Raw genomic sequence first — 17,264 nt, forward strand, 5'->3', positions numbered from 1 at the left:
GCGCGCAACCCCGTCATACGGCTACACTCTCTGTCAGAAACGGCGCCAAGGAACAGCAGGTCACGAGATGGACAGATTCAATCAATACCGCGTATTCGTGCAGGTGGCGGAAATGGGCAGCTTTATCCGGGCGGCCCACGCGCTGGAGGTGCCGCGCGCCTCGGTGTCCGCCGCCGTGCAACAACTGGAAACGCAGCTGGGCGTGCGCCTGCTGCACCGCACCACGCGGCAAGTGCGGCTGACCGCCGACGGCGAACAGCTGCTCGAGCGGCTGCGCCCGCTGCTGGCCGAGGTGGAAGACATCGATCAGTCGTTTCAGGCCAGCCAGCGGCAGGCCTCCGGGCGGCTCAGCGTCGACGTGCCGAGCCGCATCGCTCGCCGGTTGATCGCCCCGGCGCTGCCTAGCCTGTTGCGGCGCCACCCTCATCTGCAACTGGTGCTCGGCTCCGCCGATCGCGCCATCGATCTGGTGCAGGAAGGGGTCGACTGCGCGGTGCGCGTCGGCGATCTGCACGACAGCAGCCTGGTGATGCGCCCACTCGGCCATATCGCGCTGATCAACTGCGCCAGCCCTGCCTACCTGAGCGAATTCGGCCATCCGCGCCAGCCCGCCGACCTCGCTGAGGGGCACTGGAGCATCGGTTACGCCTCGCCCAAAACCGGCCGCGAATCCCCCTGGGAATACCTGACCGACGACGGCCATACGCAACGCCTCGAACTGCCCAGCCGGGTGGTGGTCAACAACGCCGAAAGCTATATCGCCTGCTGCCGCGCCGGGCTGGGGCTGATGCAAATCCCGCGCTACGACGTGCAACACCTGCTCGACGCCGGTGAACTGGTGGAAGTCCTGCCCGGTTACCGCGCCGCCTCCATGCCGATCGCCCTGATCTATCCCCATCGCCGCCAGCGATCGCGCCGCCTGGCGGTGTTTCATGAGTGGTTTGAAAGCCTGCTGCAGCCGCATCTGGAGCGCTGATTGCACATTTAGCGCTATACTTTGTTTAATAACGCTTATAATTCAAGCGGTCAGACCGTTAAAGCCCGCATAACCCATAGGCTTTTACGCCGCGCGGGTGTACAACGAAAAGTATCGGGCGGAGAGATTTTCGATGCGGCGCAGTGTGATCGCCCCAACATATCATTGCGTTATCCGAATGATACTATGGAACCAAAAGCGCCAGGCGGGTAAACGGAACGCCTGCTAACCCTTTTTAATCGGCATGTTTATGGAAGGAGTATTCTTATGGCTTACAAACACATACTGATCGCGGTGGACCTATCCCCGGAAAGCAAGATCCTGGTAGAAAAAGCCGTCTCGATGGCGCGGCCGTACAACGCTAAAGTTTCTCTGATCCACGTCGATGTCAACTATTCCGACCTCTATACTGGCCTGATCGACGTCAATCTCGGCGACATGCAAAAACGCATCTCTGAGGAAACCCATCAGGCGCTGACCGAGCTGTCGCAGAACGCCGGCTACCCGATCACCGAGACCCTGAGCGGCAGCGGCGATCTGGCGCAGGTATTGGTCGATGCCATCAAGAAATACGACATGGACCTGGTACTGTGCGGCCACCATCAGGACTTCTGGAGCAAGCTGATGTCTTCCGCTCGCCAGCTGATCAATACCGTGCACATCGATATGCTGATCGTGCCGCTGCGCGACGAAGAAGACGAATAAAGTAAGCGCTTGCTAACTTAACTGCCCAACGCCCGCGCCCTGCGGGCGTTTTTCATGCCGCCACGCCGATTAATCGCTTGATAATCAACCGCCCTCCGATGATATAGTCGCTAAAGACACAACATCCTCCCCCGGGCATCATCGACACCCAAATCTATAAGAAATAGCGGGGGAAATTTAATGCGAAAAGGAGTTATCCATGGAATATGCCGTATCGGTAGAGTCTTTCCTGTCCTCGTTACAACGCCATAACCCCCACCAGCCGGAATATCTGCAGGCGGTGCGCGAAGTGTTCACCTCGCTGTGGCCGTTTATCGAGCGCAACCCGCGCTATCGCGAACAGGCGCTGCTGGAACGCCTGGTGGAGCCCGAGCGCATCATTCAGTTCCGCGTCAGCTGGGTGGACGATCGCGGCCAGGTGCAGGTCAACCGCGCCTTCCGCGTCCAGTTCAACTCGGCCATCGGCCCCTACAAGGGCGGCATGCGCTTCCACCCGTCGGTAAACCTGTCGATCCTGAAGTTCCTCGGCTTTGAGCAGACCTTCAAGAATGCGCTGACCACCCTGCCGATGGGCGGCGGCAAAGGCGGCTCCGATTTCGATCCGAAGGGCAAAAGCCAGGGCGAGATCATGCGCTTCTGCCAGGCGCTGATGACCGAGCTGTACCGCCATCTGGGGCCGGACACCGACGTGCCGGCCGGCGACATCGGCGTCGGCGGCCGTGAAGTCGGCTTTATGGCCGGCATGATGAAGAAACTGTCCAACAACACCGCCTGCGTATTTACCGGCAAAGGGCTCTCCTTCGGCGGCAGCCTGATCCGCCCCGAGGCGACCGGCTACGGCCTGGTGTACTTTACCGACGCCATGCTGCAGCGCCACGGCCTGGGCTTTGAGGGCATGCGGGTGGCGGTGTCCGGCTCCGGCAACGTGGCGCAGTACACCATCGAAAAAGCGCTGGAGCTGGACGCGCGCGTGATCACCGTATCGGATTCCGGCGGCACCCTGGTGGACGAAGACGGCTTCACTACCGAGAAGCTGGCACACCTGGCGGAGATCAAAAACCAGCGTTACGGCCGGGTGGCGGACTACGCCCGCGAACGCGGCCTGACCTATCTGGCGGGCCAGCAGCCGTGGAACGTGCCGGTGGATATCGCCCTGCCGTGCGCCACCCAGAACGAACTGGATCTCGAGGCGGCGCAGACGCTGATCCGCAACGGGGTGAAGGCGGTGGCGGAAGGCGCCAACATGCCGACCACCATCCAGGCCACCGACGCCTTCCTCGACGCCGGGGTGCTGTTCGCACCCGGCAAGGCGGCCAACGCCGGCGGCGTGGCCACGTCGGGGCTGGAGATGGCGCAAAACGCCGCGCGCATCGGCTGGCGGGCGGAAAAAGTGGATGTACGTTTACAACATATCATGGCGGATATTCACCATGCCTGCGTGGAATACGGCGGCGAGGGCAAGCAAACCCACTATGTACACGGCGCGAATATCGCCGGTTTCGTCAAGGTCGCGGAGGCGATGCTGGCCCAAGGCGTGCTGTAATCCGTCGTAAAGGTGATCTTGTTCACACATCGATTAAATGCTTCAATGCCGGCCTCTGCGCCGGCATTTTTTTATGCCTTCACGCCATCAGAATGATGCAATATAGTTAAATAAAAGTTAATAAATAGTTAATTAATACCATTTAATTGGTAGTAAATTTACCACCACCAGATAATTAAACATTTATTTAACACTAAATACGCCAATATTTTACTTAAATGTGCGCAGATCACATTTCATTAACTTCAGCTACGCCCCCTCTTCCATTCCTTTGTAATCTGCAGCGGTGGAAAAACCGCCACCCCTACAGATAAAAAAAGGTACAGCTAATGAAATTTAACCTCGCATTATTAAATGCATGTGTGGTTTCTGCGTGCATGTTATCGACAACACCTGTGTTCGCCGCTGATAAGTATGAGATTGCCGTAGTCGCCAAAGTGACCGGCATCCCGTGGTTCAACCGCATGGAAGTGGGCGTCAACGAAGCGGCGAAAAAACTCGACGTCAACGCCTACCAGACCGGCCCTTCTACGCCGGATCCGGCCGCGCAGGTCAAGGTGATTGAGGATCTGATCGCCAAGAACGTCAACGCCATTATCGTGGTGCCGAACGACGCCAAGGTGCTGGAACCGGTGCTGAAAAAAGCGCGCGACAAAGGCATCGTGGTGCTGACCCATGAATCCCCGGACCAGCAGATCGGCCAGTGGGACATCGAGACCATCGACAGCGAGAAATACGCGCAGGCCAACGTCGATGAGCTGGCGAAAGACATGGGCGGCAAAGGCGGCTATGCGATCTACGTCGGTTCGCTGACCGTGCCGCTGCACAACGCCTGGGCCGACTTCGCCATCAAATACCAGAAAGAAAAATACCCGGACATGTTTGAAGTCACCTCGCGCTTGCCGGTGGCGGAAAGCATCGACAAATCCTACGCCACCACGCTGGATCTGATGAAAACCTATCCGCAGATGAAGGGCATCATCGGCTTCGGTTCGCTCGGCCCGATCGGCGCCGGCCAGGCGGTGGCCAAGAAACGCGCCAAGGACAAAATCGCAGTGGTGGGCATCGCCATGCCGGCGCAGGCCGCCCCTTACCTGATGCGTGGCGACATCAAGAAAGCGCTGCTGTGGGATCCGAAAGACGCCGGTTATGCGCTGGTGACGGTGGCCGACCAGCTGTTGCAGGGCAAGGAAGTGAATAAGGACCTGTCGATTGAGGGCCTCGGTAAGGCCGACGTCGATATGGAACACAAAGTGATTCGGTTTAATAAGATTTTGGAAGTGACCAAAGACAACGCCAAATCGCTCGGATTCTGATTTTTCGCGTAATTTCGCCACACCGGGAAAGAAGTTAAACCCTCGTAGGGGCGCAGCGTTGCTGCGCCCAGGGCTTCGGCCGCTACGCAAGCACAGGTTAACGTTATGACAGCCTCCCCCGCATTTATCACCCTGGAGAATATCAGCAAGCGATTCCCAGGCGTGCTGGCATTAGACCAGATCAACCTGACGCTGAATAAAGGCGAAGTGCACTGCCTGGCCGGGCAAAACGGCTGCGGCAAAAGCACCATTATTAAAATCATCTCCGGCGTCTATCAGCCGGAAAAAGGCGCCAACATTTCGCTGGAAGGCAAACTCTTCCACGCCCTGACGCCGCAGCTGTCCGGTTATTACGGCATACAGGTGATCTACCAGGACCTGTCGCTGTTCCCTAACCTGACGGTGGCGGAAAACATCGCTATCCACCGTTACCTGCCCGGCGGCCACTTCTGGGTGCGCAAGCGGGTGATGCGCCAGACGGCGCTGGACGCCATGGCACGGGTCGGCGTACACATCGATCCCGATAAAAAGGTGGAAAAATTGTCGATCGCCGATCGGCAGCTGGTGGCGATTTGCCGCGCCATCGCCGCCGAAGCGCGGTTGGTTATCATGGACGAACCGACCGCCTCGCTGACCCGCCAGGAAGTCGACGGCCTGCTGCGGGTGGTTAACGAACTGAAGGCGGCCGGCATCTGCGTGGTGTTCGTCAGCCACAGATTGGATGAAGTGATGGAAGTCGCCGATCGCATCAGCGTAATGCGCGACGGCAAGCTGGTGGGCACCTGGCCGGCCAGCGAACTGGACAGCCATGAACTGGCGTTCCTGATGACCGGCCAACGCTTCCATTACAGCCCGCTGCCCCCGCTGCCGCCGGCTGAACAAGCGCCGCTGCTCGAGGTGCGCAACCTCAGCCGCGGCGAAAAATACCGCAACGTCAATCTGGCGCTGCGCGGCGGCGAGATCGTCTCGATCGTCGGCCTGCTCGGCGCCGGCCGCACCGAACTGTGCCTCAGCCTGTTCGGCATGACGCGGCCGGACAGCGGCGAGATCCGCATCGAGGGCCGCACGGTGCAGCTGCACAACAACCGCGAAGCGGTGCGCCACGGCATCGGCTATGTGTCGGAAGATCGCCTGACGCAGGGGTTGATCATGGAGCAATCGATCTACGACAACACCATCGTCACCGTCTTCGATCGGCTGCATACCTCGCTCGGGCTGCTGGATCACGCCAAGGCGACCGAGCTGGTCAACCGGCTGATCCGTGATTTGAACATCAAGGTGTCCGACAGCGCATTGCCGGTGAAAACCCTGTCCGGCGGCAACGCCCAACGTATCGCCATCGCCAAATGGGTGGCGACCCAGCCGAAGATCCTGATCCTCGACTCGCCTACCGTCGGCGTGGACATTGCCAACAAAGAGGGGATCTACCAGATCGCTCGCGATCTGGCGCAGCTGGGCATGGCGGTGCTGATGATCTGCGACGAGATCCCGGAAGCCTATTACAACAGCCATCGGGTGATGGTGATGCGCAAGGGCGAACTGATCGCCGAATTCGCGCCGCACCAGAGTACCGAACAACAGATCGCCGAGGTGGTGAATGGATAAGTCATTATTGGCCCGCCTGGCCGGGCGGCACGAGTTTTATCTCGGCCTGTTGGTGCTGCTGCTGGCGATCGGCCTAAGCGCCGGCACCGATGAGTTTCTGACGCTCGGCAACCTGACCGACGTCGCCACCAGCTACGCCATTCTCGGCATTCTGGCCTGCGGGCTGTTCGTGGTGCTGATCGCCGGCGGCATCGACATTTCGTTCCCGGCGGTCACCGCCATCGCCCAGTATGTGATGGCCAGTTGGGTGATCCAGCACGGCGGCAGCTTCCCGCTGGCGTTCGCCCTGGCGATCGGCGTCGGCCTGCTGCTCGGGCTGGTGAACGGTTTCCTGGTGTACTGGCTGAAGGTGCCGGCGATCATCATCACCATCGCTACCCTTAACCTGTTCTACGGCCTGCTGGTGTACGCCACCAACGGCACCTGGCTGTACGGCTTCCCAGACTGGTTCATGAACGGCATCAACTGGTTCTCGTTCCAGGGCGCCGACGGTTACGACTACGGCCTGACGCTGCCGCTGCTGTGCCTGCTGGCGACCATCGTCGTCACCGGCGTGCTGATGAACCGCACCCGGCTGGGGCGCCAGATCTACGCCATGGGCGGCAACCGCGACGCGGCGTCGCGCCTGGGGTTGAACCTGCTGCGGCTGCACTTCTGCGTCTACGGCTATATGGGCATTCTGGCCGGCGTCGCGGCGGTAGTGCAGGCGCAGATCACCCAGTCGGTGGCGCCCAACTCGCTGCTCGGCTTCGAGCTGACGGTATTGGCGGCGGTGGTGCTGGGCGGCACCAGCATGAGCGGCGGCCGCGGATCGTTGACCGGCACCCTGCTCGGCGTGGTGCTGCTGGCCTTCCTGCAAAATGGGCTGACGCTGCTCAGCGTCTCGGCCTATTGGCACCAGGTGTTCAGCGGCGCGATCATTTTGATCAGCATCAGCACCACCGCCTGGAACGAAAAACGCAAGCTGCTCAAGGAGATCTGACATGACGCAGTTAACTCGGTTGATCCCAAGCGATCGGATCATTCGTCTGCAGGGCGCGATCATCATCGCGGTGGCGCTGCTGTTCGCCGGTCTGCTCGGATCGCGCTTCTTCAGCCTCGGCAACTTCCAGTCGATCGCCTCGCAGCTGCCGATCCTCGGCCTGCTGGCGCTCGGCATGGGCATCACCATGCTGACCGGCGGCATCAATCTGTCGATCATCGCCGGCGCCAACGCCTGTTCGCTGGTGATGGCGGCGATCATCGTCAGCCATCCCGACCAGCCGCTGTTCCTGGTGCTGGCGCTGCTGGCCGGCCTGCTGGTGGCGGTGGCGATCGGCGCACTGAACGGGGTGCTGGTGGCCTGGATCGGCGTTTCGCCGATCCTCGCCTCGCTCGGCACCATGACCCTGATCACCGGCCTGAATATCCTGCTGTCCAACGGCGCGGTGATCTCCGGCTTCCCGGCGGCGATTCAATTTCTCGGCAACGGCGCCGTGCTCGGTGTGCCGGTGGCACTGATCCTGTTTCTGTTGGTGGCGGTCGGGCTGTGGTTGCTGCTGGAGCACACCACGCTGGGCCGCAGCCTGTACCTGATCGGCTCCAACGAGCAGGCCACCCGCTTCAGCGGCGTGAACACCGCGCGGGTGCAGATCGCGGTGTATATCCTGTCGGCGCTGCTCGGCTGGGGCGCCGCCCTGCTGATGATGGCCAAGTTCAACTCGGCCAAGGCCGGCTACGGCGAATCTTATCTGCTGGTGACCATTCTGGCCTCGGTGCTGGGCGGCATTAACCCGGACGGCGGTTTCGGCCGTATTCTGGGGCTGGTGCTGGCGCTGATCGTGCTGCAAATGTTGGAAAGCGGCCTCAATCTGCTGGGGGTCAGCAGCTACCTGACCATGGCCCTGTGGGGCGGCGTGCTGATCCTGTTTATCGCGTTACAGAATCGAAAAGCCTGAGGAGAAAATAATGGCAAGCTATTTTATTGGCGTAGATGTGGGCACCGGAAGCGCGCGCGCAGGCGTATTCGATCTCAACGGCCGCATGGTCGGCCAGGCCAGCCGGGCCATCGATCTGTACCGGCCGAAGGCGGATTTCGTCGAGCAGTCGTCGGATAACATCTGGCAGGCGGTGTGCAATGCGGTGCGCGACGCGGTCAACCAGGCCGACATCAACCCGATCCAGGTCAAGGGGTTGGGCTTCGACGCCACCTGTTCGCTGGTGGTGCTGGATAAAGAGGGCAAGCCGCTGACCGTCAGCCCCTCCGGCCGCACCGAACAGAACATCATCGTGTGGATGGATCACCGGGCGATCGCCCAGGCCGAGCGCATCAACGCCACCAAACACCGGGTGCTGGACTTCGTCGGCGGCATTATCTCGCCGGAGATGCAGACGCCGAAACTGCTGTGGCTGAAACAGCACATGCCCACCACCTGGGCCAACGCCGGCTACCTGTTCGATCTGCCGGACTTCCTCACCTGGCGCGCCACCCAGGACGCCACCCGTTCGCTGTGCTCGACGGTGTGCAAGTGGACCTATCTCGGCCACGAGCAGCGTTGGGACAAGAGCTACTTCCAGCAGATCGGGCTGGAAGACGTGCTGGAACACGACGCGGCCAAGATCGGCAGCGACGTTAAAATGATGGGCGAGCCGCTGGGCCACGGCCTGACTCAGCGCGCCGCCAGCGAGATGGGGCTGATCGCCGGCACGGCGGTGAGCGTATCGATAATCGATGCCCACGCCGGCACCCTCGGCACGCTGGGCGCCACCGGCGTCTCCGGTGAGGTGGCCGACTTCAACCGCCGCGTCGCGCTGATCGGCGGCACCTCCACCGGTCATATGGCGATGTCGCGCACCGCGCGCTTTATCGGCGGCGTCTGGGGGCCGTATTACTCGGCGATCCTGCCGGAATACTGGCTGAACGAGGGCGGCCAGTCTGCCACCGGCGCGCTGATCGACCACGTCATCCAGTCGCACCCGTGCTACCCGGAGCTGCTGGCGCAGGCGAAAACCCAGGGGCAGACCATCTATGAGGTGCTGAACGCCATTCTGCGCCGCATGGCCGGCGAGCCGGAGAATATCGCCTTCCTGACGCAGGACATTCACATGCTGCCGTACTTCCACGGCAACCGCTCGCCGCGCGCCAACCCGACGCTGACCGGCATCCTGACCGGGCTGAAGCTGTCGCGCACACCGGAGGATATGGCGCTGCACTACCTGGCCACCATTCAGGCCATCGCGCTCGGCACCCGCCACATCATCGAAACCATGAACCACAGCGGCTACAGCATCGACACCATCATGGCCAGCGGCGGCGGCACCAAGAACCCGATCTTCGTGCAGGAGCACGCCAACGCCACCGGCTGCGCCATGCTGCTGCCGGAGGAAAGCGAAGCGATGCTGCTCGGCGGTGCGATGTTGGGCACCGTGGCGGCGGGCGTGTTCGACACCTTGCCGGAGGCGATGAGCGCCATGAGCCGCATCGGCAAGACGGTGACGCCGCAGACCAACCAGATAAAAAGCTACTACGACCGCAAATACCGGGTGTTCCATGAGCTGTACAACGACCACATGAAATACCGCCAGCTGATGCAGGAGGAGGCGTGATGCAGCAGGAATGGCGGCAGGCCGTGCAGGGTTGGCAAACCTACAGCCAGGAGCTGGCGCAGCTGGGCGAGCGCCTCGACGCGCGCACCTGGCAACGGCTGCTGGCGCTGCTGGCCGACTGCCGCGGTAAAATCGCCGTCACCGGCGTCGGCACCTCGGGGATTGCGGCGCGCAAGATAGCCCACATGCTGGCTTGCGTGGAACGGCCGGCGGTCTACCTCGACGCCACCGGCGCGGCGCACGGCGATCTGGGTTTTCTGCGCGCCGACGATCTGCTGATCCTGATCTCGCGCGGCGGCAATTCCGACGAGCTGACCCGCCTGCTGCCGACGCTGCAGGCCAAGGGGGTGACGCTGATCGCGGTGACGGAAAACCCGCACTCCGCCATCGCGCAGGCGGCGCAGCTAACGATCGCCACCGGGGTGCAAAAGGAGATAGATCCGCTGAACATGCTGGCCACCACCTCAATTGTGCTGGTGCTGGCGATCTTCGACGCCGCCTGCGCCTGCCTGATGGCGCGCAGCGGTTACGACAAGGCCGCCTTGCTGGCGGTGCATCCGGGCGGCGGCGTGGGGAAAAGTTTGCGGGAGGAAAACTGAGGGCCCGACACGGCGGGCCCGGCTGACATTACAGCGGCATGTAGATATCGAAACGGTGGCTTTTGGTCAGCGTGGCGGCGTGCGCCGGCACGTCGGCCAGCGGCGGCGCGTAGTCCGGGCGTTTCACCACCACGCGCTTGGTCGCCAGGCGGCGCGCCGGCTCCAGCAGGCCGTCGGCGTCATCGTCGCTGCCCACCAGCGATTGAAACACCCGCATCTCTTTCTTCACCAGCGCGCTTTTTTGCTTGTGCGGGAACATCGGATCGAGATACGCCACCTCGGGGCGCGGGCTGAGATCCGCCAGCGCCGTCAGGCTGGAGGCGTGCAACAGCGTCAGGCGCTCGCGCAGCCACGGGCCGATTTCCGCATCCTGATAGCCGCGCTGCAGTCCGTCGTCCAGCAACGCCGCCACCACCGGATTGCGCTCCAGCATCCGCACCCGGCAGCCCAGCGCCGCCAGCACGAAGGCGTCGCGCCCCAGCCCGGCAGTAGCGTCCACCACGTCCGGCAGGTAGCTGCCCTTGATGCCGACCGCCTTGGCCACCGCCTCGCCGCGGCCGCCGCCGAAACGGCGCCGGTGCGCCATGGTGCCGGTGACGAAGTCGACATAGATCCCGCCGAGCTTCGGCTCGTCGCGCTTACGCAGCTCCAGCCGTTCCGGCGTCAGTACCAGCGCCATCGGCGCATCGTCATCGGACACCAGCTGCCAGCGCTGCGCCAAAACAGACAAGGCGCCGGGATCGGCGCCTGCTTCACACAATAAACACACGCTCACGTGTCGGGTTATCCTTTAATGCCGTAATGGCGCAGCATAGCATCCAGCTGCGGCTCGCGGCCACGGAAGCGTTTGAACAGCGTCATCGGCTCTTCCGACCCGCCGCGCGACAGGATGTTGTCGAGGAAGGATTTGCCGGTCTCGGCGTTGAAAATCCCCTCTTCTTCGAAGCGCGAGTAGGCGTCGGCCGACAGCACTTCCGCCCACAGGTAGCTGTAGTAACCCGCCGCGTAGCCGCCGGCGAAGATGTGGCTGAAGGCGTGCGGGAAGCGGCCCCAGCTCGGCGAAGGCACCACCGCCACCATTTTCTTCACTTCCGCCAGCGTCGGCAGGATCTGCGCGCCTTTTTCCGGGCTGTATTCGAAGTGCATGCGGAAATCGAACAGGCCGAACTCGAGCTGGCGCAGGATGAACAGCGCCGCCTGGTAATTCTTGGCCGCCAGCAGCTTGTCGAGCATGGCCTTCGGCAGCGGCTCGCCGCTCTGGTAATGGCCCGAGATAAACGCCAGCGCTTCCGGCTCCCAGCACCAGTTTTCCATAAACTGGCTCGGCAGTTCGACCGCATCCCACGGCACCCCGTTGATGCCTGAGACGCCGGCGGTATCGATCTGCGTCAGCATATGGTGCAGACCGTGGCCGAACTCGTGGAACAGCGTGGTCACTTCGTTATGGGTGAACAGCGCCGGCTGGTCGCCCAGCGGACGGTTGAAGTTGCAGGTCAGGTAAGCGACCGGTTTTTGCAGCGTGCCGTCAGCCTTGCGCAGGCTGCCGACGCAGTCGTCCATCCAGGCGCCGCCGCGTTTGTTTTCGCGGGCGTACAGATCGAGGTAGAAACTGCCGCGCAGCTCGCCGTCGGCGTCGAACAGATCGAAGAAGCGCACGTCCGGATGCCAGGTCTCCACGTCTTTACGCTCTTTGGCGGTGATGCCGTAGATGCGTTTCACCACTTCGAACAGCCCTTCCACCACACGCTGTTCCGGGAAGTACGGGCGCAGCTGCTCGTCGCTGATGGAGAACAGGTGCTGCTTCTGTTTTTCGCCGTAGTAGGTGATGTCCCAGGCGTCGAGCTCGTCCACGCCATAGTGCTGTTTGGCGAAGGCGCGCAGCTGTGCCAGCTCCTGCTCGGCCTGCGGGCGGGCGCGCTTGGCCAGATCGCTCAGGAAGCCGATCACCTGCTCCGGGCTTTCCGCCATCTTGGTCGCCAGCGACTTGTCGGCGTAGGTGTCAAAGCCCAGCAGCTGAGCCAGCTCATGGCGCAGCGCCAGCGTTTCCGCCATCACTTCGCTGTTGTCCCATTTGCCGGCGTTCGGCCCCTGATCGGAGGCGCGGGTGGCGAAGGCGCGGTACATCTCTTCACGCAGCGCGCGGTTGTCGGCGTAGGTCAGCACCGGCAGGTAGCTCGGCATGTCCAGCGTCAGCAGCCAGCCGTCCTGCTCTTTGGCCTGCGCCATCGCCTGGGCCTGCGCCAGGGCGCTCTCCGGCAGGCCGCTCAGCTCGGCTTCGTCGGTAATCAGTTTGCTCCAGCCCATGGTGGCGTCGAGCACGTTGTTGCTGTAGGTGGAGCCCAGCTCGGACAGGCGTGCGACGATCTCGCCGTAGCGCTGCTGTTTGTCCGCCGACAGGCCGATGCCCGACAGCTCGAAGTCGCGCAGCGCGTTGTCCACCGCCTTGCGCTGCGGCACGCTCAGCGTCTCGAACGCCGCGCCCTCTTTCAGGCTGCGGTAGGCCTGGTACAGCCCTTCGTGCTGGCCGACCCAGGTGCCGTACTCGGACAGCAGCGGCAGCGCCTGCTCATAGGCGGCGCGCAGCTCCGGGCTGTTTTTCACCGAGTTCAGGTGCCCGATCGGCGACCAGATGCGCGACAGGCGATCGTCCGACTCCGCCAACGGCTGACACAAATTGTCCCAGGTGAACGGCCCCGGCTGCGCGACCACGCGTTCTACCGCGGCGCGGCAGTCCGCCAGCGCGGATTGCACCGCAGGCACGATATCTTCAGGGCGGATCGCCGAAAACGGCGGCAGGGAAAACGGGGTCAGCAACGGATTTGTCATAGGGCAGTCCTGATTAGCGTTGGGGCCCGCCACGGGGGCGAGCCTTAAAATGCGTATGAATCTCTAACATGGAGCCAGGCAACAGGAAAATCAATGCCCGGCGTTGATCGTTCGTGCCTTAAACGGCGCATTGGCGAATGCGGGCGGCCAGCGCCGCCAGCTGTTCGTCGTCGGCGCGTGCCGCATCGTGGGAGGAGATATAACCTTCGTAACGCGTGAAAAACTTCGGCGAGGTCGATTCGATCGGCCGCCACTGTTCCAGCGACGCGGTGCCGTGCAGCGGGATCAGTTTGGCATGCACATGGTCGACGCCGTAGCCCTCGAACACCATGCCGCAGCGGCCGACGTCGTCGAACGCGCGATCCAGCTGCTTTGCCACACGCTTGGTCGCCAGCATCAACGCGCTCAGCACCTCGTCCGGCAGGTCAAAGGCGTAGCTCGGGTGGTGCGCCTTGGGGATCACCACGCTGAAGCCATCGGTGTTGGGAAAGATGGACAGGAACGCCAGATGGTCGTCGTCTTCCCAGATTTTATGGCACGGCGCCTTGCCCGCCACGATGTCGCAAAAAATGCAGCTCATCCTTTCTCCTTGTGATTCACAGCGTTTCAACCCGTTCGAATTCTTCGAACACCAGCCACATGTCCGGCGCAAAGCTCCCCTCGCGGGTAAAGAATGCCTGATGCCCCTCGCGCCAAAACGCCAGGCTTTTGTCGCCTTCGCCCTCTTTGGCCGCCATCTCGGCGGTCACCTGGTCGTAGCGCACCAGGCGCAGCGCCAGCGTTCTGATCACGCAGGCCGGTTCGCCGCGGCCATCGAGAACGATGTTGTAATCGCCGATGCTCGGGGTTTGTTCCCGACGATAGCTCGCATAGGAACTGCAGGTGGCGGTTTTATCCCCGCTCAGCACCAATCCCAGCAGTTCGTCGGCTAACGCGGGGCCGTCGCCGAACGCCCAGCGCGCCGCGTCGGGGTAATTCGCCAAAATCGCCTGTTTGCTCATCGTCCTGTCCCTTTCTGTTAACGTCTGCGGCAACGGAGTCCGGTTTTTCCCGGCCAGACAGTTTATACTGTGCAGATTATAAGCCTTATTGCATTGAATGCTCCGTCTGCGGAGCACAAGGAACCGCCACCCGTCATGTTAAGTTATCGCCACAGTTTCCACGCCGGCAACCACGCCGACGTGCTCAAACACACCGTTCAGAGCCTGATCATCGAGTCGCTGAAGGAAAAAGAGAAGCCGTTCCTGTATCTGGATACCCACTCGGGCGCGGGCCGTTATCAGCTCAGCGGCGAACACGCCGAGCGCACCGGCGAATACCTGGAAGGCATCGGCTTGCTGTGGCAGCGCGACGATCTGCCGGAAGAGCTGGCGGCCTACATGAGCGTGGTGCACAACTTCAACCGTTCCGGCACGCTGCGCTACTATCCCGGTTCGCCGCTGATCGCCCGCCAGCTGCTGCGCCCGCAGGACAAAATCCACCTGACCGAGCTGCACCCGAGCGACTACCCGCTGCTGCGCAGCGAGTTCCAGAAAGACGAACGCGCCAAAGTGCAGCGCGCCGACGGCTATCAGCAGCTGAAATCCCAGCTGCCGCCCCTGTCGCGCCGCGGCCTGATCCTGATGGATCCGCCGTATGAAATGAAGACCGATTACCAGGACGTGGTGAAAGGCATTCAGGAAGGCTACAAGCGCTTTGCCACCGGCACCTACGCGCTGTGGTACCCAGTGGTGATGCGCCAGCAGATCAAACGCATGCTGCGCGATCTGGAAGCCACCGGCATTCGCCGCATTCTGCAGATCGAACTGGCGGTGAAACCCGACAGCGATCAGCGCGGCATGACCGCCTCCGGCATGATCGTCATCAACCCGCCGTGGAAGCTGGAACAGCAGATGAAAAACGTGCTGCCGTGGCTGCACAAGGTGCTGGTGCCGTCGGGCATCGGCCACCATCTGGTCAACTGGGTGGTACCGGAATAATCCCCGGCAGGGCGCGCTTTGCCGCGCCCTGCGTCCGCCTATCGCAGCCATCGACGCAATCTTTGCGACAAACCCCGGTCAGGCGTTAAACTCTTACCCTCTTCAAATTCACAACTCATGGAAATCCCAGATGACGAAACATTACGATTATCTAGCAATTGGCGGCGGCAGCGGCGGTATCGCATCGATCAACCGGGCAGCCATGTACGGCCAAAAGTGTGCGCTGATTGAAGCCAAAGAGCTGGGCGGCACCTGTGTAAACGTGGGTTGTGTACCGAAAAAAGTCATGTGGCACGCGGCGCAGATCGCCGAGGCCATCCATCAGTACGGCCCGGACTACGGCTTCGACACCACCGTCAACGCCTTCGACTGGAAGAAGCTGGTCGCCAACCGCACCGCCTATATCGACCGCATTCACAACTCCTACGATAACGTGCTGGGCAAGAACAAGGTCGACGTGATCAAAGGCTTCGCGCGCTTCGTGGATGCGCACACCGTGGAGGTGAACGGCGAGACCATCACCGCCGACCACATCCTGATCGCCACCGGCGGCCGCCCGAGCCATCCGGCTATTCCGGGTGCGGAATACGGCATCGACTCCGACGGCTTCTTTGAGCTGGACGCCATGCCGAAACGCGTCGCCGTAGTCGGCGCCGGCTATATCGCCGTGGAGATCGCCGGCGTGCTGAACGCGCTCGGCGCGGAAACGCACCTGTTCGTGCGCAAGCACGCGCCGCTGCGCAGCTTCGATCCGATGATCGTCGAAACCCTGGTGGAAGTAATGAACACCGAGGGGCCGAGCCTGCACACCGAATCGGTGCCGAAAGCGATCGTCAAGAACGCCGACGGCAGCCTGACGCTGCAGCTGGAAAACGGCAAAGCATTCACCGTCGACTGCCTGATTTGGGCCATCGGCCGCGAACCGGCGACCGACAACCTGAACCTCGGCGTCACCGGGGTGAAAACCAACGAGCAAGGCTACATTGACGTCGATAAGTTCCAGAACACCAACGTCAAAGGCATCTACGCGGTGGGCGACAACACCGGCGCGGTAGAGCTGACCCCGGTCGCCGTGGCCGCCGGCCGCCGCCTGTCCGAGCGCCTGTTCAACAACAAGCCGGACGAGCACCTGGATTACAGCAACATCGCCACCGTGGTATTCAGCCACCCGCCGATCGGCACCGTCGGCCTGACCGAGCCGGAAGCCATCGAGAAATTCGGCGCGGACAACGTGAAGGTGTACAAATCCTCCTTCACCGCCATGTACAGCGCCGTGACGCAGCACCGCCAGCCGTGCCGCATGAAGCTGGTGTGCGCGGGTAAAGAAGAGAAGATCGTCGGCCTGCACGGCATCGGCTTCGGCATGGATGAAATCCTGCAGGGCTTCGCGGTGGCAGTGAAGATGGGCGCCACCAAGAAGGACTTCGACAACACCGTGGCGATCCACCCGACCGCGGCGGAAGAGTTCGTCACCATGCGCTGAGGCGCAACCTCGCCGGGTTTCGGCGCGTAACAGGCCAGGCGCGAAAGCGTCTGGCTTTTTTATTTCTCTCGCTCGCCTCACCGCGCCTGGCGGTAATGATCGCGAAGAAACACCGGCAAATCGTTCGCCGGCGAGGCGAAGGGTACTTGATAGAGCATATCGCCGACAAAACCGCGATGATAGGTAGCGTGGTTGACGACATGCAGCACGATTTCCTGGCGCGTCATCCGGCCTTCCCCCCCGCCGACGAACTCGAAATGTACCACCTGCGCCAGCGCCTCGGGTGACCAGTTGTCCACCTGTTCGATATACCAGCGGTCCATTTCCTCCACCGCACACCGCAAGTCGTCAAGCGCAGGCGTTTGCTCGGTGTTGCGCGCGAGGTAGCCATGTTTTCGACCTTGCAGATGGTGCCTGAAGATATCGTCCACCACGTACACATGATTTAAGGTATGCACCATATTGCCAAAACGGGTCGGCCGCTGCCGTAAGGCTTCACCGGCCGGCAAGGACATCACGGTGTCAAAGGTCAGCGCATTCGCCCACGCTTTGTAACGTACCAGCATTTTCAACGTTTCGGTGACCGTCGTCGGCTGCGTAATATCAGCTTCGACGGGGGTATCGTTTGGTGGCATCGCAGACATACT

General features: G+C 62.0%; 16 protein-coding genes. 11 read left to right on the forward strand and 5 right to left on the reverse strand.

The window, feature by feature from the left end; translation table 11 throughout:
* Window positions 1–67: 67 nt before the first annotated feature.
* The 9 genes from ACMGGW_RS21745 (at window position 68) to ACMGGW_RS21785 (ending at window position 10,329) form a co-directional block, all read left to right on the forward strand.
* Complete coding sequence (locus tag ACMGGW_RS21745; protein ID WP_025304607.1) at window positions 68–976, forward strand: LysR family transcriptional regulator; 909 nt, start codon at window positions 68–70, stop codon at window positions 974–976.
* A 267-nt stretch (window positions 977–1,243) separates the two neighbouring features.
* Window positions 1,244–1,681: a universal stress protein UspA gene (gene uspA, locus ACMGGW_RS21750; RefSeq protein WP_004930988.1), complete on the forward strand. Its 438-nt coding sequence runs from the start codon at window positions 1,244–1,246 to the stop codon at window positions 1,679–1,681.
* Window positions 1,682–1,880: 199 nt separating this feature from the next.
* The gene (gene gdhA / locus ACMGGW_RS21755; RefSeq protein ID WP_021505207.1) at window positions 1,881–3,224 is read left to right on the forward strand and encodes an NADP-specific glutamate dehydrogenase; all 1,344 of its coding nucleotides are present in this window, start codon (window positions 1,881–1,883) and stop codon (window positions 3,222–3,224) included.
* A gap of 329 nt (window positions 3,225–3,553) precedes the next feature.
* Window positions 3,554–4,540, forward strand: coding sequence for an autoinducer 2 ABC transporter substrate-binding protein (locus ACMGGW_RS21760; protein ID WP_025304608.1), 987 nt, complete (start codon window positions 3,554–3,556; stop codon window positions 4,538–4,540).
* 105 nt (window positions 4,541–4,645) lie between these two features.
* Window positions 4,646–6,145 (forward strand): sugar ABC transporter ATP-binding protein, encoded by a 1,500-nt coding sequence (locus ACMGGW_RS21765; RefSeq protein WP_025304609.1) that lies wholly within the window; start codon window positions 4,646–4,648, stop codon window positions 6,143–6,145.
* The gene (locus ACMGGW_RS21770; RefSeq protein ID WP_015379367.1) at window positions 6,138–7,127 is read left to right on the forward strand and encodes an ABC transporter permease; all 990 of its coding nucleotides are present in this window, start codon (window positions 6,138–6,140) and stop codon (window positions 7,125–7,127) included. The genes ACMGGW_RS21765 and ACMGGW_RS21770 overlap by 8 nt, the downstream gene beginning before the upstream one ends.
* 1 nt (window position 7,128) lies before the next feature.
* Window positions 7,129–8,082: an ABC transporter permease gene (locus ACMGGW_RS21775; protein ID WP_025304610.1), complete on the forward strand. Its 954-nt coding sequence runs from the start codon at window positions 7,129–7,131 to the stop codon at window positions 8,080–8,082.
* A 10-nt stretch (window positions 8,083–8,092) separates the two neighbouring features.
* Window positions 8,093–9,730 carry an FGGY-family carbohydrate kinase gene (locus ACMGGW_RS21780; RefSeq protein WP_148123815.1) on the forward strand — a complete coding sequence of 546 codons (1,638 nt, stop codon included), beginning with the start codon at window positions 8,093–8,095 and terminating at the stop codon, window positions 9,728–9,730.
* A complete protein-coding gene (locus ACMGGW_RS21785) occupies window positions 9,730–10,329 on the forward strand; it encodes an SIS domain-containing protein (RefSeq protein ID WP_197832490.1) in 600 nt (199 codons plus the stop codon). The genes ACMGGW_RS21780 and ACMGGW_RS21785 overlap by 1 nt, the downstream gene beginning before the upstream one ends.
* A gap of 28 nt (window positions 10,330–10,357) precedes the next feature.
* On the opposite strand, the gene rsmJ is transcribed toward ACMGGW_RS21785, so the two are convergent.
* The 4 genes from rsmJ to ACMGGW_RS21805 form a co-directional block, all read right to left on the reverse strand.
* Entirely contained in the window at window positions 10,358–11,104 is a 747-nt protein-coding gene (rsmJ, locus tag ACMGGW_RS21790) for a 16S rRNA (guanine(1516)-N(2))-methyltransferase RsmJ (RefSeq protein WP_197832491.1), read from the reverse strand.
* Window positions 11,105–11,112: 8 nt separating this feature from the next.
* Window positions 11,113–13,155: an oligopeptidase A gene (gene prlC, locus ACMGGW_RS21795; RefSeq protein ID WP_025304614.1), complete on the reverse strand. Its 2,043-nt coding sequence runs from the start codon at window positions 13,153–13,155 to the stop codon at window positions 11,113–11,115.
* Window positions 13,156–13,273: 118 nt separating this feature from the next.
* On the reverse strand, window positions 13,274–13,735 hold the full coding sequence (locus ACMGGW_RS21800) for an HIT family protein (RefSeq protein WP_033651785.1): 462 nt from the start codon (window positions 13,733–13,735) through the stop codon (window positions 13,274–13,276).
* 16 nt (window positions 13,736–13,751) lie between these two features.
* On the reverse strand, window positions 13,752–14,156 hold the full coding sequence (locus ACMGGW_RS21805; RefSeq protein WP_122004534.1) for an ASCH domain-containing protein: 405 nt from the start codon (window positions 14,154–14,156) through the stop codon (window positions 13,752–13,754).
* A gap of 135 nt (window positions 14,157–14,291) precedes the next feature.
* Here ACMGGW_RS21805 and ACMGGW_RS21810 point away from each other — a divergent pair, with 135 nt between their 5' ends.
* Both ACMGGW_RS21810 and gorA read left to right on the forward strand, forming a co-directional pair.
* Window positions 14,292–15,134 carry a 23S rRNA (adenine(2030)-N(6))-methyltransferase RlmJ gene (locus ACMGGW_RS21810; RefSeq protein WP_004931012.1) on the forward strand — a complete coding sequence of 281 codons (843 nt, stop codon included), beginning with the start codon at window positions 14,292–14,294 and terminating at the stop codon, window positions 15,132–15,134.
* Between the two features lie 130 nt (window positions 15,135–15,264).
* Entirely contained in the window at window positions 15,265–16,617 is a 1,353-nt protein-coding gene (gene gorA, locus ACMGGW_RS21815) for a glutathione-disulfide reductase (protein ID WP_025304617.1), read from the forward strand.
* 77 nt (window positions 16,618–16,694) lie between these two features.
* Here gorA and ACMGGW_RS21820 read toward each other — a convergent pair whose 3' ends face one another.
* A complete protein-coding gene (locus tag ACMGGW_RS21820; protein WP_025304618.1) occupies window positions 16,695–17,261 on the reverse strand; it encodes a DinB family protein in 567 nt (188 codons plus the stop codon).
* Window positions 17,262–17,264: the final 3 nt, after the last annotated feature.

Source organism: Serratia sp. BNK-4, from assembly GCF_048685115.1.
Taxonomy (GTDB): Bacteria; Pseudomonadota; Gammaproteobacteria; order Enterobacterales; family Enterobacteriaceae; genus Serratia; species Serratia bockelmannii.